20 protein-coding genes and 1 tRNA gene are annotated in these 25939 nt (G+C 41.0%); 20 read left to right on the top strand and 1 reads right to left on the bottom strand.

What is annotated here, in order from left to right; genetic code table 11:
- Nucleotides 1-92: 92 nt before the first annotated feature.
- The 13 genes from galU (at nucleotide 93) to Q9312_RS19075 (ending at nucleotide 13587) form a co-directional block, all read left to right on the top strand.
- The gene (gene galU, locus Q9312_RS19015) at nucleotides 93-980 is read left to right on the top strand and encodes a UTP--glucose-1-phosphate uridylyltransferase GalU (RefSeq protein ID WP_309202441.1); all 888 of its coding nucleotides are present in this window, start codon (nucleotides 93-95) and stop codon (nucleotides 978-980) included.
- Nucleotides 981-1042: 62 nt separating this feature from the next.
- Entirely contained in the window at nucleotides 1043-2383 is a 1341-nt protein-coding gene (locus Q9312_RS19020) for a UDP-glucose dehydrogenase family protein (protein WP_309202442.1), read from the top strand.
- 191 nt (nucleotides 2384-2574) lie between these two features.
- Nucleotides 2575-4500 (top strand): threonine--tRNA ligase, encoded by a 1926-nt coding sequence (gene thrS / locus Q9312_RS19025; RefSeq protein WP_309202443.1) that lies wholly within the window; start codon nucleotides 2575-2577, stop codon nucleotides 4498-4500.
- 3 nt (nucleotides 4501-4503) lie between these two features.
- Nucleotides 4504-5052, top strand: coding sequence for a translation initiation factor IF-3 (gene infC, locus Q9312_RS19030; RefSeq protein ID WP_309204529.1), 549 nt, complete (start codon nucleotides 4504-4506; stop codon nucleotides 5050-5052).
- A 273-nt stretch (nucleotides 5053-5325) separates the two neighbouring features.
- On the top strand, nucleotides 5326-5523 hold the full coding sequence (gene rpmI / locus Q9312_RS19035) for a 50S ribosomal protein L35 (protein WP_309202444.1): 198 nt from the start codon (nucleotides 5326-5328) through the stop codon (nucleotides 5521-5523).
- Between the two features lie 15 nt (nucleotides 5524-5538).
- On the top strand, nucleotides 5539-5898 hold the full coding sequence (gene rplT, locus Q9312_RS19040) for a 50S ribosomal protein L20 (RefSeq protein WP_309202445.1): 360 nt from the start codon (nucleotides 5539-5541) through the stop codon (nucleotides 5896-5898).
- Between the two features lie 256 nt (nucleotides 5899-6154).
- Entirely contained in the window at nucleotides 6155-7171 is a 1017-nt protein-coding gene (gene pheS, locus Q9312_RS19045; RefSeq protein ID WP_309202446.1) for a phenylalanine--tRNA ligase subunit alpha, read from the top strand.
- A gap of 120 nt (nucleotides 7172-7291) precedes the next feature.
- On the top strand, nucleotides 7292-9670 hold the full coding sequence (gene pheT, locus Q9312_RS19050; protein ID WP_309202447.1) for a phenylalanine--tRNA ligase subunit beta: 2379 nt from the start codon (nucleotides 7292-7294) through the stop codon (nucleotides 9668-9670).
- Between the two features lie 18 nt (nucleotides 9671-9688).
- Nucleotides 9689-9991: an integration host factor subunit alpha gene (gene ihfA, locus Q9312_RS19055; protein ID WP_309202448.1), complete on the top strand. Its 303-nt coding sequence runs from the start codon at nucleotides 9689-9691 to the stop codon at nucleotides 9989-9991.
- Nucleotides 9969-10328, top strand: a complete 360-nt coding sequence (locus tag Q9312_RS19060; RefSeq protein ID WP_309202449.1) for a MerR family transcriptional regulator — start codon at nucleotides 9969-9971, stop codon at nucleotides 10326-10328. Before ihfA ends, Q9312_RS19060 begins: the two co-directional genes overlap by 23 nt.
- A gap of 115 nt (nucleotides 10329-10443) precedes the next feature.
- Nucleotides 10444-10520, top strand: a tRNA-Pro gene (locus Q9312_RS19065).
- Nucleotides 10521-11305: 785 nt separating this feature from the next.
- Nucleotides 11306-12589, top strand: coding sequence for an alpha/beta hydrolase (locus tag Q9312_RS19070; RefSeq protein ID WP_309202450.1), 1284 nt, complete (start codon nucleotides 11306-11308; stop codon nucleotides 12587-12589).
- 254 nt (nucleotides 12590-12843) lie between these two features.
- Nucleotides 12844-13587 (top strand): 4'-phosphopantetheinyl transferase family protein, encoded by a 744-nt coding sequence (locus Q9312_RS19075; protein ID WP_309202451.1) that lies wholly within the window; start codon nucleotides 12844-12846, stop codon nucleotides 13585-13587.
- A gap of 2 nt (nucleotides 13588-13589) precedes the next feature.
- On the opposite strand, the gene Q9312_RS19080 is transcribed toward Q9312_RS19075, so the two are convergent.
- Nucleotides 13590-14378, bottom strand: a complete 789-nt coding sequence (locus tag Q9312_RS19080) for a thioesterase II family protein (protein WP_309202452.1) — start codon at nucleotides 14376-14378, stop codon at nucleotides 13590-13592.
- A gap of 361 nt (nucleotides 14379-14739) precedes the next feature.
- Here Q9312_RS19080 and Q9312_RS19085 point away from each other — a divergent pair, with 361 nt between their 5' ends.
- The 7 genes from Q9312_RS19085 to Q9312_RS19115 all read left to right on the top strand — a co-directional run bounded on the left by Q9312_RS19085 (nucleotide 14740) and on the right by Q9312_RS19115 (nucleotide 25920).
- Complete coding sequence (locus Q9312_RS19085; RefSeq protein WP_309202453.1) at nucleotides 14740-15525, top strand: phytanoyl-CoA dioxygenase family protein; 786 nt, start codon at nucleotides 14740-14742, stop codon at nucleotides 15523-15525.
- A gap of 23 nt (nucleotides 15526-15548) precedes the next feature.
- Nucleotides 15549-16259: a thioesterase II family protein gene (locus tag Q9312_RS19090; RefSeq protein WP_309202454.1), complete on the top strand. Its 711-nt coding sequence runs from the start codon at nucleotides 15549-15551 to the stop codon at nucleotides 16257-16259.
- Nucleotides 16260-16273: 14 nt separating this feature from the next.
- The gene (locus tag Q9312_RS19095; RefSeq protein ID WP_309202455.1) at nucleotides 16274-17098 is read left to right on the top strand and encodes an SDR family oxidoreductase; all 825 of its coding nucleotides are present in this window, start codon (nucleotides 16274-16276) and stop codon (nucleotides 17096-17098) included.
- Nucleotides 17099-17136: 38 nt separating this feature from the next.
- A complete protein-coding gene (locus tag Q9312_RS19100; protein WP_309202456.1) occupies nucleotides 17137-20070 on the top strand; it encodes a non-ribosomal peptide synthetase in 2934 nt (977 codons plus the stop codon).
- Nucleotides 20071-20104: 34 nt separating this feature from the next.
- A complete protein-coding gene (locus Q9312_RS19105) occupies nucleotides 20105-21562 on the top strand; it encodes a hypothetical protein (protein ID WP_309202457.1) in 1458 nt (485 codons plus the stop codon).
- A gap of 162 nt (nucleotides 21563-21724) precedes the next feature.
- Nucleotides 21725-24181: a penicillin acylase family protein gene (locus Q9312_RS19110; protein ID WP_309202458.1), complete on the top strand. Its 2457-nt coding sequence runs from the start codon at nucleotides 21725-21727 to the stop codon at nucleotides 24179-24181.
- A gap of 2 nt (nucleotides 24182-24183) precedes the next feature.
- Nucleotides 24184-25920 carry a cyclic peptide export ABC transporter gene (locus Q9312_RS19115; RefSeq protein WP_309202459.1) on the top strand — a complete coding sequence of 579 codons (1737 nt, stop codon included), beginning with the start codon at nucleotides 24184-24186 and terminating at the stop codon, nucleotides 25918-25920.
- Nucleotides 25921-25939 lie beyond the last annotated feature (19 nt).

The following is a 25939-nucleotide window of genomic DNA, read 5'->3' on the forward strand; positions in this document are numbered from 1 at the left end:
CCGCTAAAACAGCGATTGCAAGGCCTTGAATCCTTTATTAATTGGCGTAACTCATTTAAGATCCAAGCTTTTACAAGAAAGGAAAGCCAGTTGTGAAAAAAGTAACCAAAGCGGTAGTGCCAGTAGCTGGGCTAGGAACGCGTATGCTGCCTGCCACCAAAGCCATCCCGAAAGAGATGTTGCCGATAGTTGATAAACCGCTGATTCAATATATTGTGAATGAATGCGCCGATGCCGGAATTACTGAGATTGTTCTTGTCACTCATTCCTCAAAAAATGCCATAGAAAATCACTTTGACACCTCATTTGAGCTAGAAACGACACTGGAAAAGCGGGTAAAGCGTCAGTTATTAGATGAAATCCAGTCAATTTGCCCCAAAGATGTCACCATTATGCATGTGCGACAAGGGGTTGCTAAGGGGCTAGGTCATGCGGTTTTAACCGCCAAACCCGTGGTGGGTGACAACCCTTTCGTGGTGGTACTCCCTGATGTGATTATCGACCAATATCAGGCGGATTTAAAACGTGAAAACTTAGCGGCGATGATCGACCGATTCAACGCTACTGGTCATAACCAAATTATGGTGGAGCCGGTGCCGATGGAGAAAGTTGAGAAGTACGGAATTGTCGATTGTGATGGCGCGACGGTTACGCCGGGTGAATGCGCAGAAATTAAGCAAATTGTCGAGAAACCAAAACGAGAAGAAGCGCCATCGAATATGTCTGTGGTGGGTCGATACGTTTTCTCTGAAACTATTTGGGACTTATTAGCGACAACACCACCTGGTGCGGGCGACGAAATTCAGTTGACCGATGCCATAGCCGCGTTGCTCGACAAAGAGATGGTAGAAGCTTTTCTAATGACGGGTAAGTCACACGACTGTGGCTCAAAACTTGGTTACATGAAGGCCTTTGTCGAGTATGGTTTGAACCATGATGAAGTGGGTGAAAAGTTTGCAGAGATATTGAAAAATATCTAAAAATGGTATTTGGTTTTTAATTTAACAGACATACCTGTCTGATTTAGCGTTGAGATAAATAAATGAAAGTCACCGTATTTGGTATAGGTTACGTTGGGTTGGTACAAGGCGCCGTGCTGGCATCCGTCGGTCACGATGTACTCTGTGTGGATGTTGATCAGAGTAAAGTCGACAACCTTAAAAAAGGACTTATTCCCATTTATGAGCCAGGCCTAACGCCCTTGGTCGAAGAAAATGTGGCTGCTGGTCGATTAGATTTCACCACGGATGCTGAGCGAGCGGTAAACCATGGCGATTTTCAGTTTATTGCGGTAGGAACTCCGCCAGATGAAGATGGTTCTGCTGATCTCAAATATGTGTTGAGCGTTGCAGAAACCATTGCAACTCACATGCAAACGCCGAAAGTCGTCATCAATAAGTCCACCGTACCAGTGGGCACGGCGGATAAAGTCACGCAGAAGATTTCCGAAACGCTACAAACCCTAAGCAAGTCCGTCGAATTCTCTGTGGTGTCGAATCCTGAGTTTCTTAAAGAGGGCGCTGCAGTAAATGACTGTTTGCGTCCGGATCGAATTATCATTGGCACGTCTGACGATGCGGTCGAAGAGAAAATGCGCGAATTATACGCGCCCTTTAATCGTAACCATGACAAGATCATCGTGATGGATGTGCGCAGTGCCGAGTTGACCAAATACGCCGCGAATTGCATGTTGGCCACCAAGATTTCTTTTATGAATGAAATGTCGAACCTCGCTGAAAAGCTTGGCGCAGATATTGAAGCCGTGCGTCATGGCATCGGTTCGGATCCTAGAATTGGCTATCAATTTATTTATCCTGGCTGCGGCTACGGCGGGTCATGTTTTCCAAAAGACGTGCAAGCGCTTATTCGTACTGCCAATGCCATTGGCCATAAGCCATCGATTCTAGAAGCGGTGGAGGCGACCAACTACGCGCAAAAAGATAAATTATTCGCGTATTTGAGTGACTTTTTTAATGGCGATCTTGCCGGAAAAACCGTTGCTCTTTGGGGCCTGAGTTTTAAACCCAATACCGATGACATGCGTGAAGCCTCGAGTCGTCGCTTTATGGAAATGGCTTGGGAAGCAGGGATGAAAGTCCAAGCGTTTGATCCAGAAGCGATGGAAGAAACACAACGAATTTACGGGCAGCGTGATGACCTAGTATTAGTCGGAACGAAGGAAGGGGCCTTAAAAGGCGCAGATGCGCTAGTGATTTGCACCGAATGGAGCCAATTTAGAGCGCCAGATTTTGCATTAATCAAATCCAGCTTAACCACACCGGTCATTATCGATGGGCGTAACATGTTTGAACCCGAGCGCGTTGAAGACAAAGGCATTGCTTATTATGCCATCGGGCGTGGGCGCTCGGTTCAAGCACAGTGAGGGTTGAGGTCGTTCGTCGACACCCGTAGAAAACTGAACGCTGTCACAGTTCTTCGTCGATGGGTCAAACTATATTCGTAATAAATACAAGCCCTTGCTAGCCAAGGGCTCCCACCTTGATATAAAATCAGCGGCTTACTTAGCGATCCGCTAAAATTTTAACGTTAACGAATGGATATAAAAGGTATCTCATGCCAGTAATTACGCTCCCTGACGGTAGTCAGCGACAATTTGATAATCCGGTAACCGTCTATGACGTTGCCAATGACATAGGGCCAGGTTTAGCGAAAGCAGCGCTAGCGGGCACGGTTGATGGAAAAGAAGTCGATACCAGCTTCACCATCACCCAAGACGCCGACGTGTCAATTATCACCGAGCGTGACGAGGCCGGGCTCGACGTTTTGCGTCATTCATGTGCCCATTTGCTGGCCCAAGCAGTGAAGGAGTTGTTTCCAGAAGCGCAAGTGACCATTGGTCCTGTGATTGATAACGGCTTTTATTACGACTTTGCTTACGAGCGTCCTTTTACGCCCGAAGACTTAACCGCAATTGAGAAGAAAATGGCTGAGTTGACCAAAGCCGATTTTACCGTTGAGCGCAGTGAAATGCCGCGCGATGAGGCGGTCACCTTCTTCCGCGAGATGGGCGAAGAATACAAAGCAGAAATTATTGCCAGCATCCCAACCAATGAAGCCATTTCATTGTATCGCCAAGGCGACTTTATCGATCTTTGTCGTGGTCCGCATGTACCTAGCACCGGTAAATTAAAAGCATTCAAGCTAATGCGTGTATCGGGTGCTTACTGGCGCGGTGATTCGAACAACGAGATGTTGCAGCGAATCTACGGGACCTGCTGGTCGAATAAAAAAGATCTTAAGCAATATTTGCATCGCTTAGAAGAAGCTGAAAAGCGCGATCATCGTAAACTCGGTAAACAGCAACACTTATTCCATTTTCAAGAAGAGTCTCCAGGAATGGTGTTCTGGCACAACGATGGCTGGTCAATTTTCAAAACCCTTGAAAGCTATATTCGTGGTGTTTTAAAGAAGTTCGACTATCAAGAAGTGAAAGCGCCACAGGTGCTTGATCGCAGTTTATGGGAAAAGTCGGGCCATTGGGAAAAGTTCAAAGACGACATGTTTACAACCGAGTCGGAAAATCGCACTTATGCGGTAAAGCCGATGAACTGTCCTGGTCATATTTTAATTTATAATCAAGGGCTTAAGTCTTATCGAGATTTACCATTGCGAATCGCTGAGTTCGGCTCCTGTCACCGTAACGAGCCTTCTGGCGCATTGCACGGGTTGATGCGGGTGCGTGGCTTTACTCAAGACGATGCCCATGTTTTTTGCACCGAAGATCAAATTCAAGATGAAGTCGCTATTTTAATCGACATGATTTATCAAGTTTATGCCGATTTTGGGTTCGAAAAAATCGAAATTAAACTCTCCACACGCCCAGAAAAGCGAGTGGGCAGCGATGAAATCTGGGATAAAGCCGAGCAGGCTTTAGCCGATGCGCTCAAGTCGAAAGGCATAGAGTACGAATTGCAACCCGGAGAAGGGGCGTTTTATGGCCCGAAAATCGAGTTCTCACTGCGTGATTGTCTCGATCGCGTGTGGCAATGCGGTACGGTTCAGCTCGATTTCTCAATGCCAGGTCGTTTAGGCGCTGAATACGTTGCCGAAGATGGCAGCAAGCAAACCCCGGTCATGATCCACCGTGCTGTATTGGGGTCATTGGAGCGTTTTATCGGTATTTTGATTGAAGAATACGCCGGTAAATTTCCACCTTGGTTGGCGCCAACGCAAGCCGTGGTGATGAATATTACCGATAAACAGGCCGATTTTGCGCAAAAAGTAGCAAATTCTTTGAATAATAAAGGGTTTAGAGCCAAAGTAGACTTGAGAAACGAGAAAATCGGCTTTAAAATTCGCGAGCACACTTTAGCGCGTGTTCCTTTTCTGCTTGTGGTCGGTGACCGCGAAATGGAAGAACAGCAGGTTGCGGTAAGAACCCGAAACGGAAAAGACTTGGGTTCGTTGTCAATTGAGGCGTTTGAGGCCATATTAAACGACAGCATAGCGCAGCTCGGTAGAAACAATCTGGAGGAGTAGATTATTAAAGGTCCAAGAGGCAAAGGCGGTCCTGAGAAGCGATCGCAACGAATGAACGACGAAATTACAGCGAAAGAAGTCCGACTTATAGGAGCCGACGGTGAACAAGTCGGTGTTATGAATACCCGCGAGGCACTTGCGCAAGCCGAAGAGCTTGAGTTGGATCTCGTTGAAATTTCGCCCGATGCTAGCCCTCCAGTGTGTCGGATTATGGATTACGGTAAGTTTTTATTCGAGAAGAAGAAAGCTGCCGCAGCGGCCAAGAAGAAACAGGTCCAAGTACAGATTAAAGAGATTAAGTTCCGCCCAGGAACCGACATTGGTGACTACAATGTCAAGCTACGTAACTTAATCAAGTTTTTAGAGCACGGCGATAAAGCGAAAATTACGGTGCGCTTCCGTGGTCGAGAAATGGCTCACAAAGAGCTGGGTATTGAGTTACTTCAGCGAGTTGAGAAAGATTTAGAAGAGTACGGTGAAGTCGAATCTAGACCCACCATGCTTGGGCGTCAGATGACCATGGTTATCGCGCCAACTAAAAAGAAGAAGTAGTTAACGTTAAAACACGTTAGCAACAAACGCATTGCAATCCGTTGGTCTAGGCTACCGGATTCAATACGCATCTCTTGCGGTCTATTCGCAACCGACTTGGGATGAAACGGGGAACAAGCAAATACGCTTGTTCAATTAAATAACGCTGTTGTGCGCAATAAAACAGACAACCTTGTTGTTGTCGGCCAACAGATAGTCGAAAACTGACCGTCACTCAGCTTGTCTGAGGCGATGAGTGGTTTGAGACAATGGTAACGAATGCGGAGTTTTACCATGCCAAAGATCAAAACAGATCGCGGCGCAGCCAAGCGCTTTAAAAAAACCGGCAAAGGTGGCTACAAACATGGCCAATCTCACTTACGTCACATTCTGACTAAGAAGAGCTCTAAGCGTAAGCGTCAGCTTCGTCATTTGAAGATGATCGCGCCTGCTGATGTTGCTCAGCTTAACCGTCAGTTACCGTACTTATAAGTGGAGGGTTGAACCATGCCAAGAGTAAAACGTGGAGTCACCGCACACAAACGTCACAAAAAAGTTTTAAAGTCAGCCAAAGGTTATTACGGCGCTCGTAGTCGCGTTTTCCGCGTCGCGAAGCAAGCAGTAATCAAAGCTGGTCAATATGCTTACCGTGACCGTCGTCAGCGTAAGCGTCAATTCCGTGCATTATGGATCCAGCGTATCAATGCTGCGAGCCGTGAGTGTGGTTTGTCGTACAGCAAATTCATCAATGGCTTGAAAAAAGCTTCTGTTGAAGTGGATCGTAAGATCCTGGCGGATATTGCGGTTTATGATAAAGCCGCTTTTGCAGCCCTAGCTGAAAAAGCTAAAGCTGCCCTGTCTGCGTAAGTAAGACACAGTTCCAACTTTGGAATGCCTTACGAGGGGAAGGGCCGAACGTCCTTCCCCTTTTTTATTTCGTCTTGTGCCAATTTATTATTGGTGAAGCCTGAGAAGATTTGAAAAACTGACAGATGTTCAATTAATCAAATCAGTTAGATAGAAGCGTAAATAAAGAAATATTGTCTCAATAAATTGAAGGTTTAAATAGTCATGGTTTTATTGAGACAATATTTTTTAAGATGCAATTGATTAGGAAAAGGGTATGTCATCTTTAGATGAACTGATCGTAGCGGGCGTAAGTGCCGCTAAAGCTGCCGAGTCACTCGCCGCTCTTGAGCAAGTGAAGGTCGACTACTTAGGCAAGAAAGGTGTTCTGACTCAACAAATGAAAACATTGTCGAGCTTACCGCAAGAAGAACGCCCTGCGTTTGGTCAACAAGTTAATGTGGCCAAACAACAAGTTCAACAAGCGATCAATGAACGCAAAGATACGTTAGAGCAGGCCTCTATCGCTGAGCAACTGGCCAAAGAAACCATCGATGTTACTTTGCCCGGACGTCGCGCAGAAGTGGGCGGGATCCATCCCGTTAATCGTACTCTTGAGCGCATCGAAGAGTTTTTCGCAGAGATTGGTTTTGCGGTCGAAGAAGGCCCCGAAATTGAAGATGATTACCATAACTTCGAAGCTCTTAATATTCCTGGTCACCATCCGGCGCGGGCCATGCATGATACGTTTTATTTCAGCGAATCGTTGTTATTAAGAACGCACACATCTCCGGTGCAAATTAGAACCATGGAAGAACAAAAACCGCCGGTCAGAATTATTGCTCCAGGGCGCGTTTATCGTTGTGATTCTGATTTAACTCACACACCTATGTTCCATCAAGTCGAAGGCTTATTGGTTGACGATAAAACCAGCTTTGCCGATTTGAAAGGTGTGTTAGATGAGTTTTTGAAGCATTTCTTCGAAAAAGATTTAGCCGTACGTTTTCGTCCGTCTTATTTCCCATTTACAGAACCGTCGGCGGAAGTGGATATTCAATGTGTGATGTGTAATGGCGACGGTTGTCGAGTTTGCAGTCACACAGGATGGTTAGAAATATTAGGGTGTGGCATGGTGCATCCTAACGTATTGAAGTCAGTCGGTATCGATAGTGAACGATACTCTGGCTACGCTTTCGGAATGGGCGTTGAGCGATTAACTATGTTGCGCTATGGCGTGAACGATCTGCGTTTATTCTTTGAAAACGACTTAACTTTTTTACGACAATTTAATTAAGCGTCGCATCGAGTTTTTCAAAGCAATGAGTGCTTTGCAACAGAATAATAATTTTGACATTTTGACAAAACGTAAAATATCTAACGTGATTGTCAGCAGTAACAGCAACGGATTTTAGTCATGAAGATCAGTGAAAAATGGTTAAGAGAATGGGTTAACCCTGCAGCGACCACCGATGAGTTAGCCGCACAGTTAACAATGGCTGGTTTAGAGGTCGATGCAGTTGAAGTGTTTGGCGACACCTTAGATGGCGTTGTCGTAGGGCAAATTGTACAAGCTGAACAACACCCAGATGCCGATAAACTGCGCGTGTGCAGCGTCGATGTTGGTGGCGATGAAGCGTTGCAAATTATTTGCGGTGCGCCGAATGCGCGAGCGGGCATTAAAGTTGCGGTAGCAACCATTGGTTCGGTATTGCCGGGTGACTTTAAAATTAAAAAAGCGAAATTGCGTGGTGTCGCGTCGCATGGAATGTTGTGCTCTGAAAAAGAGTTAAATATTTCAGAAGAAAGCGATGGCATTATGGAGCTACCAGAGAACGCGCCCATCGGTGAGTCATTGGTCAAATACTTAGATTTGATCGATACCGTTATCGAAGTGGATTTAACGCCTAATCGTGGCGACTGTTTAGGCATGCGCGGTATCGCTCGTGAAGTGGGTGTTAATCATCAAGCAGATGTTACCGAAGTTGCCTGCGATCCTGTTGCGCCAACCATTGATGACACCATTTCCATCGAACTGGCTGCGCCAGAAGCCTGTCCTCGTTATGTTGGCAGAGTGATCCGTAACATTAACTTAGATGCGCAAACACCCAATTGGATGAAGCAGCGTCTTGAGCGTGCCGGAGTTCGAGCGATCGAACCGTCAGTTGATATTACTAATTATGTGTTATTAGAACTGGGTCACCCGATGCACGCGTTCGATTTAGCGCAAATCGACGGTGGCATTGTGGTCCGCTACGCAAAAGCCGATGAAAAGCTCGTGTTACTCGACGGTAAAGAAGTTAGCCTCACAGAAGATACACTACTGATTGCCGACAGCAAAAAGCCATTGGCCATTGCTGGCGTAATGGGAGGCGAACATTCAGGCATTAATGAGCAGACCAAAGACGTGTTGCTCGAAGCCGCTTTTTTCCAACCCATCGCTTTAGCCGGTAAAGCTCGAGAGTATGGCTTGCACACCGATGCGTCGCATCGTTTTGAGCGTGGGGTCGATTATCAATTGCAGCTCGCGGCGATGGAACGGGCGACTCAACTAATGCTGGATATTTGTGGTGGTGAACCGGGGCCGGTGATTGATCAGCAAGTGGCTGAGCAGATGCCGCAAAAAGCCCCCGTTTCTTTGCGCCGTGCTCGCATTACTCGGCTATTGGGTATCACCCTTGAAGACACTCAGGTAGAAGATATCTTAACCCGTTTGGGCATGACCTTAACCGATAACGGTGAAGGTTGGACCGTTGAAGTGCCATCTTATCGTTTTGATATCAGCATTGAAGAAGATTTAATTGAAGAGTTAGTGCGAATTTATGGTTACAACAATGTGCCATCACGCTTACCACAAAATGACATGGCCATGGTGGCGCGTCCGGAGCATAAAGTTCGAAAGTCAGCTATTCGTAACTTACTGGTTGCAAGGGGTTACCAAGAAGCGATTACTTACAGCTTTGGTGAACCCGAATTGATGCAAAGCATTAATCCGAATGTGCCCTCCATTGAACTCTTGAACCCAATATCGTCTGAGCTGTCTGTGATGCGTACGTCTTTGTGGCCAGCATTGATAAAGGCAGCAGAGTACAACTTTAATCGCCAACAAGATCGCGTTCGTTTATTTGAGTTAGGATTGCGTTTTGAGAACCACGATGAAGGCCTCAAGCAAGTGCCAACACTGGCCGCGGTGATTGGTGGTCACTTACAAGCTGAGAGCTGGGAAGGAAAGAGTCGCCCTGTGGATTTCTACGATTTAAAGGGTGACTTGGAATCTATATTAAAATTAACTGTAAATTCAGGCAGTTATCTGTTTAAATTAGAGGAACATCCAAGTTTGCATCCGGGGCAGTCGGCACGTATCTATCGTGGCAACAAAGCGGTCGGATGGCTGGGTAAATTGCACCCAATGAAGAAAAAATCTCTTGGGTTAGAGCAGGATTTGTACCTGTTTGAGCTGGATTTATCGGCGATTAATAAGAGAAAGTTGCCTAAATTCGCTGAATTGTCACGATATCCTTCGATTCGACGTGATCTTGCAGTGGTTGTTGACGAGTCAGTAGAAGTGGCGCAACTTATTGATTTAATTAGACAAACGGCTGGAAATCTACTAAAACATATAAATATCTTCGACGTCTATCGCGGTGACGGAGTAGAAACGGGTAGAAAAAGTGTTGCGCTGGCTATGATTTTACAGCATGCTACGCGAACGCTGAAGGATGCCGAAGTTACCGCGATTGTCGATAAGACGGTAAAACAGCTCGAAACCCAACTTGGAGCGGTGTTACGAGATTAAAGCCTTGAGGGGTTGTGTATGGCATTAACCAAAGCGGATATGGCAGAGCGTTTATTTGAGGAATTAGGCCTGAATAAACGCGAAGCTAAAGAAATGGTTGAAACGTTTTTTGAAGAGGTGCGCAGCGCATTGGAAAAAGGCGAGCAGGTGAAGTTGTCAGGGTTTGGGAACTTCGATTTGCGCGACAAGAATCAACGACCGGGTCGTAATCCAAAGACCGGCGAAGAGATCCCAATTTCAGCGCGGCGTGTAGTGACATTCCGTCCAGGACAAAAACTTAAGGCCCGGGTAGAGGCGTATGCTGGAAGCGAGCAACAATAACGAATTACAACCGATACCGGCCAAGCGTTACTTCACCATTGGTGAAGTGAGTGACTTGTGTCAGGTAAAACCACACGTATTGCGCTACTGGGAGCAAGAGTTCCCGCAGCTGCATCCAATAAAGCGTCGTGGTAATCGTCGTTACTATCAACGTGAAGATGTGATGGTGATCCGTCAGATCCGTGAACTGTTATACGATAAAGGCTTCACCATTGGTGGTGCGCGTCAGCAGTTAGAAACGAGTGAAGAGGGCGAGCAAGATAGCAAGCTTTCGGGTGACGTGGTCAAAATGTTGATCAACGAACTTGAAGATGTGGTGCGTATTCTTCGTACCTGATCAATCCCTATACATTCAGTGAGTTATCCAAAAGCAGTCCTCGAAAAGGATTGCTTTTTTTATATAAATCGTTATCATTGCTGCCTCGTTGAAAAGCCCGAGTGGCAGACGAAATCGGAGCGTGGCGCAGCCTGGTAGCGCACTTGCATGGGGTGCAAGGGGTCGGAGGTTCGAATCCTCTCGCTCCGACCAATTTTTTCTCATCTACCAATAGTGAGTGACTTTCTACTCAATCTGAAAGCTTTCTGAAGTTTAGGTATAAAACTTCAATTCAAATGAAGAATAGCTGTTTCTTAATAAAATACGCGTATTGTCAACGAGATCTTTGAATTTTCCTAACTGCAATAATCTTATGGGGCTGCTAAGAGTCGAGAGAATCTAGAGAATCGATCGAGTTGATTCAATAGACTTAAAGAGTTTGATGGCCTATGTGTTAGATAAGTCCTTATTTTAGATTTGTTCCGGCAGTTGAGTAATGAATATTTCAATTTTTAAACTCAAATGGAAATGAGCAGTATTGAGACAGTTAATAAATACTTTGTTGTGAGATGATAGGATTTAAACGGAGTGCCCTAAGAGTGGTTCATTATCGAAACGACGGGCGAATTATTATCCAAGGTATTTATGGTGTTTTAATGTCAGAGAGAGAGCATTAAGACATAAAGAGGCGCAACCTCAATGGTTTGTAAACCTACTGTAGTCATGGTTGTTTAATGCCATTATAAATAAGCCCTTTTAGAGTTCAAAGGTGGCTTGTCGATACCCTTCAAATAACGTTAGAATTGAAGTGCAAGAATAGATAAGGGAATATCGTCACCTATCGATTCTGTTTATTACTAGCGGAGTTGAATAGACAAACTAAGAGTTTGCGGAATTTTTCACATAAGGTTAATAGTGTAATTTAAACCTTTTCAAGGGAGAATTAGCAATGGACTTCTTCAAAAAATGCAATTAGGACAATTACATAAACAAAGCTTATGCTTAAATTGAAACTACTGATTTTAATGATATTTACGTCCACCAGTCATCTTTGTGCAGCTAAAGCTCCAACTTCTGACGAAGTAGAAGCTGCTGAACGCTATTTCACGTCACCTATTTCGATGAAACTATGGCGAGCAAGTATAAATGATAAAGATGCAATTGATCGTTTTTTCGAAACGCTTGAAGGTAATCATGTGGTTGAGCCGCTTTCATCTAAACCGGAAAGCGTTGTGGTAACTTATTTTGTAAGAGGTTCAAATGAAACGGATTATATGATGCTATCAGGTGGCCCCGATTTTTTTGGGTTACGGTTTAAGAAATTTGCTCAAAGCTCAATATATTTTTGTGTTCAGACCATACCAATCGATGCTTCGTTTAATTTTGGAATTAATGAATTTAAAATTCAATATATGCCAAATAATATAATTGAACAGTCAATGGACCATATTGTGGATGGGGTTGTTGTAGCACCTGACGCGCCAAAAAGTGAATTTTTGACTGAGTCGAAAGAGAATCTATATCTTCCGATGAAAGAAACCCGGATAAAAAGCAAAGCATTAAAAGAGTCTTGGCCAGTTAACTTATATGTACCGCGTGATTTAGACCATTCAAAACCGATCAAACTATTAATACAACTAGACGGAGAAAACTTTAACAAACCGTTTAATTCGTCCAAACCATGGGAAGCATGGACTCCTTTACCAACAATTGTTAATAATTTAGCACTCAAAAATAGAATTGCACAAACGATTTTAGTTTTAGTTCCGAACCAAGGTCAACGTTCTACTATTTTGCTAAAAGATTCTTTTTCGGATTTTCTAGCTCTAGAGTTGCCTGCTAATATTTTGAAAAAGTTGAATGTGAAAAGCTTTGATGGTGTTTACATTTCTGGACCAAGTCGCGCAGGTTACACCGCGATAAATACTGCATATCGTCATTCAGATATTATCGCTGGAGTCTTATCTCAATCTGGATCATTTTACTACACATTTGACGAATCTGACGCCAATTGGCCAATTTATCCCAAATATGAAGGCCATCTTTTAGAACAGATTAAGTCAAAAAAATTTACACAACAGCGCTTTTATCTCGATGTCGGCTTGTATGATTTGGGAGCCGCGCGAGTTGGCGCTAATCGTCAATTAAAGGATATTTTAAAGTTTAATGGAGCTAAGGTTAAGTACAATGAGTATAACGGCGGACATTCACACCTAAATTGGCGTCAACAAATAAGTACAGGCTTGATATTTCTTCTTAAACCTAATATTACTACTAATTGACTTTTTAATTTAAAGAAAGTGTTCCATTCCTAAGTTCTAGCAGATTTAATCGATAAGTCTGCCTTGATATATATGCTTATAGTTTTCGTTTTTTCAGTTTACCAAAACCTATAAGTTAATGAACAATAGTTCAAACTCCTCAAATACAGTAAAAGTACAGTTAAAGTATTAGTGATCAGCCAATGACCATGAACATCATTGACTGATGAAATAAGAAGCGGCATCATCAGTAAAAAGAATGATGGTAAATATTTATGTCGATTGAAATATCGGATAACGAAGTTCATGTATGGAGGGTATTTGATCGTAGCTATGATCAAAAGGACTTCAAATATCGTTATTATCAGCTTCTCAACAGCGCCGAACATACTCGATATCAAAGCTTTAAATTCGACGAAGATAGACATCAATTTCTTGTAACACGAGTGATGTTGAAGAAGGTATTAAGTCAATATGTCTCTCAGATTAAACCCTCACAGTGGTGTTTTGATTATAATAAATATGGAAAACCGAAAATCTCTTCTAATCTGTTAGAACAAGCGGTTCATTTTAATATATCGCACACTAGGGACTGTATTCTATTAGCTATAAGTATTCGCTGTTCAGTGGGCGTCGATGTTGAGTCGCTCTATATCGATGATAAAGTTCTCGATATAGCACCAGATGTATTTAATACCGAAGAGCTCGACTATCTTAAAAAATCGAACTATAAGTCTTACAAAGCCAGATTTATGCAATTATGGACACTAAAAGAAAGTTTTATAAAAGCCAAAGGTAAAGGTTTGTCAATGCCGTTAAGTGACTTTAGTGTAATACCTAATAACGATTCTTGTGGCAATGCGACATTACATACCTATAATGAAGATTCTACTGACATTTACTCGCTGAGATCTTTTTATCTTAGAAATGATCTTGTCGCTGCTATCGCCGTTCGTACAAATACAAGCAAAAAATTTTTCTTGGAGCACATGTTAGCAGATGAACTAGTAAATGATTGAACCTAATTGATCTCGGTGGCTAGACTTATTTTTTGAGTCGACTCTAATCCGTTTAATGTTTGATTTATTATTAGTCGAAGTTTAATGGATAGTTCATAAATATTCTTATCGATATAAAAATGATCGCCTTTTATATAATATAGCGAAGGTTCTTGGCTAAAGAAATTTCCCCAGCTAAGCAAGTCACTTTTAGTAATATTCCTGTCCTCTGTTCCTCCAAAGATCGATAACGGGCAATTAAATTGAACTTTATCATGGTTGATATAGGTATCAGCAATCGTAAAGTCGGCTCGAAGCAGGGGTAACAATAATTCCATCAACTCTGAGTTTTCGAGTATCTCCAATGGAGTGCCATTAATATTAGCGAGCTCACTCTTGAACTCATCGTCATTTAGATCGAAAAAAGTATCTTCTCTTGGCAATACATGTGGGCCACGGCTAGCGGAAGCAATAAAATGCCTAGGTTTTTCTAACTTTAGTTCATGAGACTTTTTAAGTATTTCAAATGCAACACGAGAACCCAAGCTGTGACCAAACATTATGTATGGGCAAGTGGTGAATTTTGGAAACTCACCCATCAGTTCATCAATCATGTCTTGCATGGTTGTGTGTGGTTTTTCAAAGATTCTATCTGCACGTCCAGGTGGCTGCGCAATGATTAGTTGTACTTCACTGGGTAAAAACTTTATCCAATTAATATAACTTGCTGCACTGCCTCCAGCATACGGAAAGCAAATTAAATTTAATTTGGCGTCAGGTCTTGATTGAGGTAAGAAAAAACTATTGCCCATAAATTTAAGTTTGAGATGAACGAAAACGTCGTAGTCTATCATACGAAAGAGAATTAAATAGGCCTTAAAAATTTAATCGATATTTTAATCGCAAAAAGAGAAGAGTGTTTGTTCTCAAATAATGATAATTGTAATTTTAAACTTTTATTTTACATTCTTAGGTGTTAGTTTCGATTTCGAAATAAGGATTGTATCTCAAAAACGGGAAGATAATTTTTCAATAATAAAAGTGCAAAGTTAAAGAGTTAACATAATTAAAAATTTATAAAGGAAGTGTTATTTCATAATGAGTTAACTCGTAACGAGTTATATTGTGAATGATTGCTTTTGATTTGGAAGGACTTATTTAAGGGTAATAAAAATGCGCGAGCACATTGACGCTGTTCGTAGTAAAGGGTATAGCATTATTCGTGGAGCTTTATCCTTTCAAGAAGTAGCATCACTCAATCAATCCATTGATCAGTATTTACAGCAATATGAATTAGGCGTTGTATATGAAGATGAAGAGCCGATAGATTCCAATCGTACCGTTCGAGCGATTCATGGCCCTCATTTATACGATCAATCGTTTTTGAATTTAACAAGGAAGTCTGAATTTAAAACTTTATGTCAGGCGCTTGTCGATGAAGAGGTCTATGTACATCAATTCAAAATCAATATGAAGCAAAGTGGGTATGGTAAGCGCTGGCCGTGGCACCAGGATTTTATATTTTGGAATAAAAATGATCATATTGAACATGAGCGCCTACTAAATATTGCGATTATTTTAACTAAAACCTCTCATGAGCATGGCCCGTTATGCGTCATCCCTAATAGTCATAGAATGGGGAACCTTTGCAAAAAGATCGATAGCCAAAGTGCAGGATGGGGTCAAGATGTATCTTCAAACTTAACATATCAAGTCGATCGTCATACCGTTGAACCACTTATTCGTGATAACGGGCTTGAGTTTATTGTTGGTGAACCAGGTGATGTGTTTGTGTTCAATCCACAAATTGTTCATTGCTCGTCGGATAACATTTCCATCGCTGATCGGAGACTCCTGATCATTACCTACAATGCTATAAACAATGCGCCAACACGACCTTCATCTCGTCCAGAGTTTTTGTGTGCAAAAGATGTTTCTTCAATTTTTTCAACTTCATAATTTAAGAAAAGATGCTTAATACCATGTTTAATAGTACGAAACCCTTAATTATTTGTTTGCCGTTTGCTGGCTCCGGTGCTTCCTTCTTTGTGCCATGGCAAAACCTTACTGATAAGGTTGATATTCATCCAGTGCAACTTCCTGGTCGAGAAAAGAGATTTATGGATAGCCCATTTACTGATTGCCACGAAGCTGCCAATGGTATTTTGGAAGAGCTGCAACATAGTTTGTCAAAGGAGCGGGAGCTAATTGTTTTTGGTCACAGTCTTGGTGCTGTTTTAGCTTTTGAGACGGCTAAAAGATTGGAACAGTCAGGATTTAACGTTTGCCGGCTTATTGTAAGTGGCTCACCTGATCCTTGGAATCAACGCAGTACTCGAGCATCTGATTTAGAGTGTGACGATGAATTTGTTGAGCAAGTGATTAAGTTTTCTGAGTTTACTCATCCAGCTCTTGAAGATGAAATGATGAAGGAATTGTTGATTCCAGTTCTAAGAGCAGACGTAACCATGCACGAGAACTATACACCTAAATCAGATTTACCTGCTGAGTTTCCAATTGCAGCACTAAGAGGAACGCAGGATCTTCTTGTCAGTGATGAACAAATCAGATTATGGAGCAAGGCCACTAAATCAGAGTTCCAGCAGAAAGAGTTTTCTGGCTCTCATATGTATTTTGTCGATAACCCAAAACCATTAGTTGATTTTTTTGAAGATGTATCTAGGCCGCAATAGCGTTAGGTTGTGCTATGAGATTAAAAAATAAAGTCGCGTTAATTACTGGTGCAGCACGAGGTATTGGGCGTTCTATTGCTATTAATTTTGCACAGCAAGGTTGTGACCTAATACTGCTTGATGTCGGGCAAGATATTGCCGGTGTTTCTTATTCGCTTGGTAGTGAGAATCAATTAGAACACACGGCAATGCTCTGCCGTGATTTAGAGGTCGGAGTGCTTTCCGGATTAGCTGATGTTAGAGATGTAGAACAAATTGAGCTTATTGTAACGGAAGGGCTCGCTCGATTTGGGAAAATTGATGTTTTAGTTAATAACGCAGGTATTGCAACACCATCAGGTAAGATCGTTCACGATATTGAAGAGTCTGATTGGCAATTAATGCTAGATGTAGATTTAAATGGTGTTTGGCGTATGACAAAGTCAGTCGGGAGAATTATGAGTCAGCAACGAAGTGGTAGCATTATTAATATCGCTTCGACAGCAGGTTTGGTTGGATATAGGTATTTTTCTGCTTATGTTGCAGCTAAACACGGTGTCATTGGATTGACTAAAGCTTCTGCACTAGATTATGCGCCATTAAAAATTCGGGTAAATGCGATTTGTCCTGGTTCGGTGCGGGATGATGATGTGCTCGAAGGAAAAATGTTAGTTGAAATTGCCAAAGCAATTAAAGTCAATGAGCAAAATCACGAATCATTATTTGTCGAATCGCATCCTCTCAATGAGTTAGTCGAGTGCAGCGATATAGCTAATGCGGCTATATGGCTAGCTTCAGACGACGCTGTAAGAGTCACAGGCAGTGTTACCACAATAGATGCAGGTTTTACCGTTAAATAGTCTTTGTATGAATTGTTACCCAATGTGGATTGTTAGTAATGAATTTTAATGAAAAGCTTAGCGTTAATTTAAAATATGATGAGTTAAGTCATAGGCTAGGCTATAGCAATTCTGTTTCGTTGTTAATTAGTCAATTAAACAAGTCAAAATTAATTTCTCAGTTTCAGAAGATTCAGAAAGCTCTAGAGAAGAGTGACTGCGTTTGGTTATCAAGTTTAAGCGCTCAAATCTTTGAGGAAGAGGGAACTTTAGTAGGAGAGGAGTCCCAACAACGCTTTTGTGCAAAAGAGCAGTCCAGATCTTTCTCGCCATTAACACCTTGTTTTGTTCGAGTCGTAATTAAAAAGTGCACAGACCCGAGTGGCTATCTAATAGTTATTTCAGGAAGTAAAAGTTTACTATCGTTTTCAGAACTTAAAAAGTTACTAAGCATACTTTTCAGTGAATCTCCCATCGACTTTGATATTGACCCACCTGCGCTGCCAGCTAGACTGACCGGTCGAAATACGATTGGTTTAGAGTCAAATAAGATCAGGTGTTTAAGTAAGCAAGAAAGTATTACTCGACGACTCAACAATTTAATTATCGACTCTACTTCATTGATACTAGCTTCAGAGGTTTTATCTCAAGCTATGTTTGATAATGCGGCAACACTATTATTTGACGTATGTGGGGATTATGAATTTGAAGATAAAGAGTCATTAAAACGTTGGTCTGGAACGCTAGAGTCTAGTCAAAGTGTTACGTCTTTTAAGAGCCGTTGTTTTAAATATTTAGAAACAATAGACTCAGATTCCATTGAAGATACCTGCTGCCAATTGAAAGGTAATTGCCAGCATTTAATAGGCATCAATCATTATCAGCTCGACAGTTCTTTAATTAATGTTCAGTGTGTGAAAATTCTTAATGCCAGCACTCATAGCTTGTTATCACCTCTACAAGTTTCACTGATAAGCGACCCCAAAGGCGAGCAAATTATTAATGTTAGTTACCATTCAGAGTATTATGATACACAAGATATACAATCGTATTTAGATTCTCTACTTTATATTGCTAAACAACTCTTCGATGAGAAAATTCAGTATTTAAAAGATATTAAATTTATCCCTCCTTTAAACCCGTGTTTGATTGTTGAGGAAAATGAAGGTGACAGTTGCGAAGTGCGGAACTCTTGTTCGCTGACGCAAGCATTTGAAAAGCAAGTGGAGCAACAGAGTGAGCGTATTGCCGTAACGTTTAACAATAGACATCTAACATACAATGAGCTTAATGATTATTCAAATCAGTTAGCTAACTTATTCATTGAGGAGTTGGGTGTATATCAGTGCCGAGTTGGGTTGAAGTTAGAACGCGATGAATGGATGATAGTTGCAATGCTGGCTGTACTTAAGACGGGCAGCGTTTATGTACCTATTGACCCTGCTACGCCAGTAAAACGCACGAAATACATCTGTGAAAACTCCGATATTGCGCTGTTGATTGACTCGAATAAAATTCAAGAACATCAAAGTCAATATGAGTTGCATCAACTTAGTCAACTTATTGAGCGCTCAAAAACATACAAGCCCAATGCCCCTGTAATCAGTGAATCAGATAATGATGCTTATATTATCTATACATCGGGTTCGACTGGGAACCCTAAAGGAGTAAGTGTTCCTCACGGAAATGTGATTAATCTCGTTGAAGGTTTGTCGGCAGTATATGATTTTAACGAGAACGATGTTTGGTCGGTTTTTCACTCATTTGCATTTGATTTCTCAGTATGGGAAATATGGGGAGGCCTGTTAACTGGAGGCCGACTGGTGATCGTTCCCTTCGATACCTCTCGAGATTCTAATTTATTCTCTAATCTAGTGCGCGAGCAAAATATAACGATATTGAGCCAAACGCCGTCGGCATTCTATCAGCTCCAATTAACTGATGATTTGGGAGAAAACTGCCAACAAGTTAGGTTTGTTGTTTTTGGAGGTGAATCTCTGAATTGCACGTTTCTTCGACCTTGGTTTGAAAAAATTCCATCCTCACAAAATTGTAAGCTCTTAAATATGTATGGAATTACTGAGACGACTGTTCATGTAACTCATCGTGAAGTTACACGACAGGATTCATTGGTAGGAAGCCAATCAGTTGGAATACCAATTCGAGGCTGGAATTTTCATATATTAGATGAATTGGGGCGTTGCCTGCCCGCTAATTCAATCGGCGAAATTTATGTCTCAGGTAGCGGCTTAGCCAGTGAGTACTGTAACCAGGTGGAACTAACAAAAGAACGGTTTTTCATACATCCGGAGCTTAACCGACGAGTGTATCGAAGCGGAGATAAAGGGGCTGTTAATCATGCGGGAGAGTTACTGCATCTCGGAAGAATTGATAATCAAGTGAAGTTACGAGGGTTTAGAATTGAGCTCGAAGAGATTAGCAATCAATTGTTAAAGATGCACCCGGTAGTTCAAGCGGTGACGGTATTGAATCTCAGACGTGAAAATGACCCCGCTTCTGCAAGGATCGATGCTTACGTTATTTTGGATAGTGAATTTGAAAGCTGTCCATATGCAGCGCTTCGAGAAGTGTTGCCAGAATATATGATCCCATCTTCTATTTATAGCGTCGCAAAGATACCTCTTACTAATAACGGAAAAGCGGATACCTCCAACTTAAACGATCATGTTCTCAATGTTGTTAGTAAAGATGTGAACTCAAGCTTTTTTGCTTCTCCTGAGTATCAAGATAATAAAGACTCAACTGATACTCTCGTTATTAAGGAAAAGCTAGTTGACATATGGAGTGAACTATTTGAGGTGGAAGTGACTTCAAATGATAACTTTTTTGATCTAGGTGGTAACTCACTTTTTGCAATTAGAATGAAGAAGAACCTTAAAAATAAGGGATTGCCTGATATACATCTTCGAGAGTTGTATCAATTTCAGAATATTGAAGCTTTGGCGGTTCGCGTAAAAGAGCTGCTTGGATAAAGCTCCTTGGATAAAGTTGCTTGGAAAATGACAAATGGAAATAGAAATTACTTTAGATGATGAAGATCTAGATTGTAAAGAACAGGTAAGTGACATTACTGAAGACGAGATAGAGTCTGTAAATGGATTCTATTCAGAGTCATACAAGAAATTGATGTTGTTGCTTAAAAAGAATGATGCAATGCGCGCTTTTCGTTTTGATAAGTACTCTGATGCTGTGTCGCCTGTTATGCATGGTTATCAGTTTGAGATTTCTAACTGGCCAGTATTGATTTCTAACGATCATCTAAAGGAATACCAGTATTTTATAAAAATGCTACCTTCTCTTTACATAAAATCATTAAATGCATTTGGTGATAAGTTAAATGGTATTGATTTTGAAAGCTTCTTTGCTTTGCCACAATACTATTTAGATTTGTATTTGCGACTCAATGTCCAACCCGACGAACTTTATATTCGACATGATTTTGTTTACTCCGATAAGCAAATGAAACTTATTGAGTCCAATGTTGGCTCGTCGCTAGGTGGTTGGCAACATGACTGGTTAGAGCCTGCATTTAAAAGTACTTTGGGCCCGCTTGAAGAGCAGTTTGGTTTGCGTTTAATTAGGAAAACTGTGGCCGATGCGTTCTTCTCATTTAATACTCGCTTAGCCAAGCGTGTAAAGCCTCATCGAGATGAGGTAAATATTTTGTTTTATTACACAGATAGCACGCCGGAAGAGCAGGCTATGGTGGAAGTTGTGATCGAGCAAATGTGTGAAAAGATTAAACCAAAGGATGTTAGCAAAGTAACCACCATTCTATTTGAGGATTTCAATATTTTCGAATTTAAATCAGACGGTAGAATGTTTTATGAGGGAAGCGAAGTTGACGTAATGCTTGTTGATGATGGACTAATCCCTGATCAGTTCTCATTGCGATTATACACTTCCATTTTGAGTAAAAATGTTATTTTTTTCGACGGACTACTCGGTAGCTTGATTGGTAATAAGGCCATGTCAGCGGTGCTTCATGAAGAAAGAATAGCGTCTATTTTTTCACCTGATGAGCAAGAGTTTATAAGTAAATACGTACCATGGACGAAAATAATGACCTCTGGAGTCGTAAGCTGGAAAGGCCAATCATTTAAATTGTCGGAGCTACTTAAAGACCAGAAAGACGCATTTGTAATTAAGAAGACATTATCGTTACAGGGAGCGGATGTCTTTGTTGGTCGATCGTTAACTCAAAGTGATTGGAATGACTTAGTTGACGAAAAAGTATCGACTTCAGAATGGGTTGCTCAAGAATTCTGTGCTCCTGATTATATTATTACGACAGACTCGAAAGGCGAATTAAAACGCTTTGATGCGGTTTGGGGGATTTTCGATATTGGGACTCAGTATGGCGGAGCATGTGTTAGAGGCCAGTTAATTGATGGGTTAAATGACAAAGTTATAAATGCGGCCAAGGGCGCTGTTGATTTTCTTGTGTTTGAAGAGAGTGAATAAGCATTGAAGAAAAGTATTTAGTAATAAATATGTCAGTAAATCGTCAATTAAATTAAGTAAAGAAAATAAAGTTAAAGCAATAATATTAAAAAAAGTAACGATATTGAGCTCATTTTTTGAATTGAAAAAGTTAACTATTATAATGAATTTTAGGGAGTTATTTTGTTTAAATCCTATCCATTAACCAGTCGGTTCGCCTTCTTTTTAGTAATTCCGATTATAGTTGTCGCAACAATAAGCTTGCTTCGACTTTATGGCTCATTGCCGCAAGAGCAAGGCAAAGTGAGTATCCGAGGCCTGTCTTCAGAAGTAACAATTTCAAGAGGAAAGCATTCCATCGTCTCGATTCAGGCAAAGCATGACGAAGACGTATATTTCGCTATGGGATTTGTTCATGCTCAAGATCGGTTATGGCAACTTGAGTTACAAAGGCATATTTCTCAAGGTCGATTAAGTGAGCTATTCGGCCGAGCATCTCTGAAAAGTGATGTGTGGATAAGAACACTAGGTATTTATGAGTCCGCCAAAGATTCTTGGGAACATTTAACGCCAGAATCTCGTCAGTCGTTAACCGCTTACACTGCGGGAATCAACGCATGGATTGAACAAGAGAATCCGCTTCCGACTGAGTTCGTCGCGTTGGGCGTTGAGCCAGAATCTTGGAATGAACTTGATTCGTTAGCTTGGATGAAGATGTTTGCTTTGAATTTATCCAATAATATGTGGCGAGAAATTGAGTTTTTGTCAGCGAGTCAAGTGCTTTCAAAAGATAAGATGAATTTTCTTTTCGACAATAACAATCAAGATCTTATTTATACTTCAACATATCAAGATTTGCTGAAGATAATTCCTATCGAAGAACTATCAAAAGTTCGCGAAGACCTTGAGACTAATTTACACATTGGGGGAAAAAACGTCGGAAGTAATGCTTGGGTGGTCGCCGGAAAGTTCACTGAAACCGGGCTACCGATATTGGCTAGCGATCCTCATTTAAGTTTGCAAATTCCCTCGCTTTGGTATGCCGTAAAGCAAGAAGGAAGTCAGCTGAATTCTACTGGGATGAGTTTAGTTGGTTTACCGTTGGTCATATTTGGTAAGAATGAAAACATTGCTTGGGGTGGCACAAGCATGTTGGCAGATGTGCAAGACTTGTACATTGAGCAACTTAATCCAGAGAATAACTCACAGTATCTATATAATGGTCAATGGATAGATTTTGATGTTAGAACAGAGTCTATAAAAATCAAGACCGACTCTCCTGAGTTTATGAATAGACCATTAAAGCCTATCGATATACAAATAAGAAGTACTGTTCATGGTCCAATTATAAGTGACGCAGCAGATGGTTTTGAATCTCCAGTATCGTTAAGTTGGACTGCGTTAAAGCCAGGCGATACCACTTATAACGCACTTTTTGAAATTAACTATTCAGAAAATTATTCAAGTTTTCGAAATGCATTATCTAAATTTGTCGCACCAACATTAAATTATATTTATGCCGATACCAAAAATAATATTGGATATGTTGCAGCAGGCAACATTCCCATTCGAAAGAGTGGGAATGGTCAATATCCAGCAGAGGGTTGGAACAGTGATTATATGTGGCAGGGCTATATAGAAAAGAACATGATGCCGAGTAGCCTTAATCCAAAGCAAGGATACATTGTCTCAGCAAACAATAGAATCGTCGATTCCAGTTACCCATTTTTTATCTCGAAAGATTGGGCATCGCCAGAACGAGCGATGCGTATAGAAGAGTTGTTATTAGATAGGATTGCAAAGAAGCAGCTGATCGATTCACGCTACTTTAAACAAATGCAAGGGGATACTGTTGATATATCGGCAAAGCGATTCGTATCACTTATTAGGAACATGAATTCCGAAGTACCCATAGAAAAAGAGGCCATCGAATTGGTAAAAGCGTGGGATGGTGATATGTCAAAAGATAGTATAGCTGCATCAATATTCCATGTTTGGATGAAGAACTTAAAAAGTCAGATGTTCTCAGATGACCTATTTAGTTATTGGAATAGAAAGGACGAGTCACGCGCTTTATCTAAAGTTTGGAGAAATACGACTAATGCACAAATCTACAGTGCTCTTTCCAATGAACGCTCGAACTGGTGTGACAATATTACAAGTGAAGAAGTGGAGTCATGTGACTATATACTACATTCCAGTTTACGAATCGCATTAAAGGAATTAATTAAGCTCAGAGGAAAAGATATTGAAGATTGGAGTTGGGGTGAACTTCACTATGTATCTCTTGAACACCAACCTTTTGGCCAAGTTAACGCACTAAATCTACTTTTTAATCGAACTTTATCGACGGGGGGCTCGCCGAACACAATCAATGTGGCCGATGCTCAGTTTCGTCAGTCGAAAGGCTATGTTCAAAGCTTTGGGGCGGGATTTCGTCAAGTTATAGAGTTGAGTAATGAGTCGAATGGTTATTATTTTATGAATTCTACAGGACAGTCTGGCAATGTATTTAGCGACTATTACGACGATATGTTCGAGCGCTTTTTTAACGTTGAATATATTGATTTCGAAGAGTCTTTAGCGCCGTCAAATGCGACTAAGCTCGTCTTGGCATCTGACAGTGTATCAAGGAAATAGTTATGAAATTATTTAGTGCGTTCACATCAAAAGCTCCCAATCGAGTCTTTTTATCTATCATACTTGGGGCGCTTGCAGGTGTTGCATATTCGTTGCTTATTCCAATTGTGGTGAGTAGTTTAACCGAAAGTACGGATGGGATCTTATATGTATCAGCTCAAGTAGAAACCTTTCTTAGCTACGAAGTTGCGAATTATGATATCGCCACAGTGTTTTTATTTACTTGCATATTTATATTGGTTGCTAGAACGGCGTCTCAGATTATTCTGATGCGTGTTTCGATGAATGTTACAACCGATCTTCGTGTACAACTATATGAAAGAATTACTCGTGCTCCTATTGATAAGTTAGAAAAGATGGGCTCTTCTAAACTGATCGCAACCATTACGACGGATGTTGGTCGCATCGTTGCTGGCTCTCGAATGTTACCCGATCTTTTAATGAATAGCGCGACACTTATAGGAATGCTTGGGTTTCTATTGTTTTTAAATTCAGCCGTATTTTGGTTTGTTTTAAAGACAATTTTAGTCGGAGTTATCACTTATCAAATACCTATGTTTCTAGGTAATCGCTACTTTGAGAAATCAAGAGAAAGTGTAGATGCGTTGCAAGAGTCTATTCGTGGATTAATTTACGGTGCTAAAGAATTAAAGCTAAACAAAGATAAACGTGAAAGTTACTTTAAAGATGTGCTTTTACATAACGAGTACGCAGTTTTAAATGCGGATAAAACGGGTAATTCAATAGTAAGTGCTGCAAACAACTATGGTGATCTAATTAGTTTCTTTGTAATAGGGATAGCTGCATTTATTTTTGTGAATTATCAGTCTGTCAGTAAGGTTGAATTGATAGCTGCTATTATGGCATTGCTTTATATAACAACTCCATTGGCTGTAATTATAAATTTTGTCCCAGGGATTCTTCGTGCTCGGATATCCTTGAATAAGGTTAAAAGGCTACTTAATGAGCTTCCGAAAGAAGAGGTTTCTGACGCTATTGATAACTTAATAGATTGGGAATCCTTGAAGTTTAACAATGTTGAGTTTCAACATTCTTCTCCAGATGAATCAGAAGGTTTTAAAGTTGGCCCCGTGAATTTTCATATTAACCGTGGAGAAGTTACTTTTATAGTTGGAGGTAACGGTTCTGGTAAGTCGACTCTTAGTAAGTTGATTACCTTGCACTATCAAACAACTAATGGAGATATTTACTTTTCTGAGACTAAAGTAGATAAAGACACAGTTTCAAGTTGCCGAGAAAAAATTAGTGCTATTTACTCTGATTATTACTTGTTCGATAGATTGCTCGGAAATGTAAGTCAAGAAAACCAAGATGTCATAAATCGTTTACTGGTTGATCTCAACCTCAGTGAGAAAGTTTCAATTTCTAACGGCAGGTTTTCGACAACGTCATTATCAGACGGACAACGTCGTCGCCTTGCTCTACTAGTTTCGTTTCTGGAAGATAAAGACTTGTATGTTTTTGATGAGTGGGCTGCTGATCAAGATCCCATGTTTAAAGAGACTTTTTATCATCAAGTATTACCTACGTTGAAAAACAAGGGAAAAGCGGTTGTCGTAATCAGTCATGATGATCGCTATTTTGATGTCGCTGACAAAATATTAGTAATGGAAAATGGACAGTTAATAGATTGTTTAACTGAAGCGGACGTCATTATCAAACGAACTAGAGAAAAATCAATTATTCAAGACTCATCTCGTACAGTCGAAATGGTTTGAAGGATTTAGTAAAACGTCT

Origin of the sequence: Pleionea litopenaei, from assembly GCF_031198435.1 — a bacterium.
Lineage (GTDB): Bacteria > Pseudomonadota > Gammaproteobacteria > Enterobacterales > Kangiellaceae > Pleionea > Pleionea litopenaei.

What these genes read in the sequence shown, in the direction of transcription:
- Q9312_RS19020 (WP_309202442.1), top strand. Translation starts at nt 1,043, where the DNA reads ATGAAAGTCACCGTATTTGGTATAGGTTACGTTGGGTTGGTACAAGGC.
- thrS (WP_309202443.1), top strand. Translation starts at nt 2,575, where the DNA reads ATGCCAGTAATTACGCTCCCTGACGGTAGTCAGCGACAATTTGATAAT.
- rpmI (WP_309202444.1), top strand. Translation starts at nt 5,326, where the DNA reads ATGCCAAAGATCAAAACAGATCGCGGCGCAGCCAAGCGCTTTAAAAAA.
- rplT (WP_309202445.1), top strand. Translation starts at nt 5,539, where the DNA reads ATGCCAAGAGTAAAACGTGGAGTCACCGCACACAAACGTCACAAAAAA.
- pheS (WP_309202446.1), top strand. Translation starts at nt 6,155, where the DNA reads ATGTCATCTTTAGATGAACTGATCGTAGCGGGCGTAAGTGCCGCTAAA.
- pheT (WP_309202447.1), top strand. Translation starts at nt 7,292, where the DNA reads ATGAAGATCAGTGAAAAATGGTTAAGAGAATGGGTTAACCCTGCAGCG.
- ihfA (WP_309202448.1), top strand. Translation starts at nt 9,689, where the DNA reads ATGGCATTAACCAAAGCGGATATGGCAGAGCGTTTATTTGAGGAATTA.
- Q9312_RS19060 (WP_309202449.1), top strand. Translation starts at nt 9,969, where the DNA reads ATGCTGGAAGCGAGCAACAATAACGAATTACAACCGATACCGGCCAAG.
- Q9312_RS19070 (WP_309202450.1), top strand. Translation starts at nt 11,306, where the DNA reads ATGCTTAAATTGAAACTACTGATTTTAATGATATTTACGTCCACCAGT.
- Q9312_RS19075 (WP_309202451.1), top strand. Translation starts at nt 12,844, where the DNA reads ATGTCGATTGAAATATCGGATAACGAAGTTCATGTATGGAGGGTATTT.
- Q9312_RS19080 (WP_309202452.1), bottom strand. Translation starts at nt 14,378, where the DNA reads ATGGGCAATAGTTTTTTCTTACCTCAATCAAGACCTGACGCCAAATTA.
- Q9312_RS19085 (WP_309202453.1), top strand. Translation starts at nt 14,740, where the DNA reads ATGCGCGAGCACATTGACGCTGTTCGTAGTAAAGGGTATAGCATTATT.
- Q9312_RS19090 (WP_309202454.1), top strand. Translation starts at nt 15,549, where the DNA reads ATGTTTAATAGTACGAAACCCTTAATTATTTGTTTGCCGTTTGCTGGC.
- Q9312_RS19095 (WP_309202455.1), top strand. Translation starts at nt 16,274, where the DNA reads ATGAGATTAAAAAATAAAGTCGCGTTAATTACTGGTGCAGCACGAGGT.
- Q9312_RS19100 (WP_309202456.1), top strand. Translation starts at nt 17,137, where the DNA reads ATGAATTTTAATGAAAAGCTTAGCGTTAATTTAAAATATGATGAGTTA.
- Q9312_RS19105 (WP_309202457.1), top strand. Translation starts at nt 20,105, where the DNA reads ATGGAAATAGAAATTACTTTAGATGATGAAGATCTAGATTGTAAAGAA.
- Q9312_RS19115 (WP_309202459.1), top strand. Translation starts at nt 24,184, where the DNA reads ATGAAATTATTTAGTGCGTTCACATCAAAAGCTCCCAATCGAGTCTTT.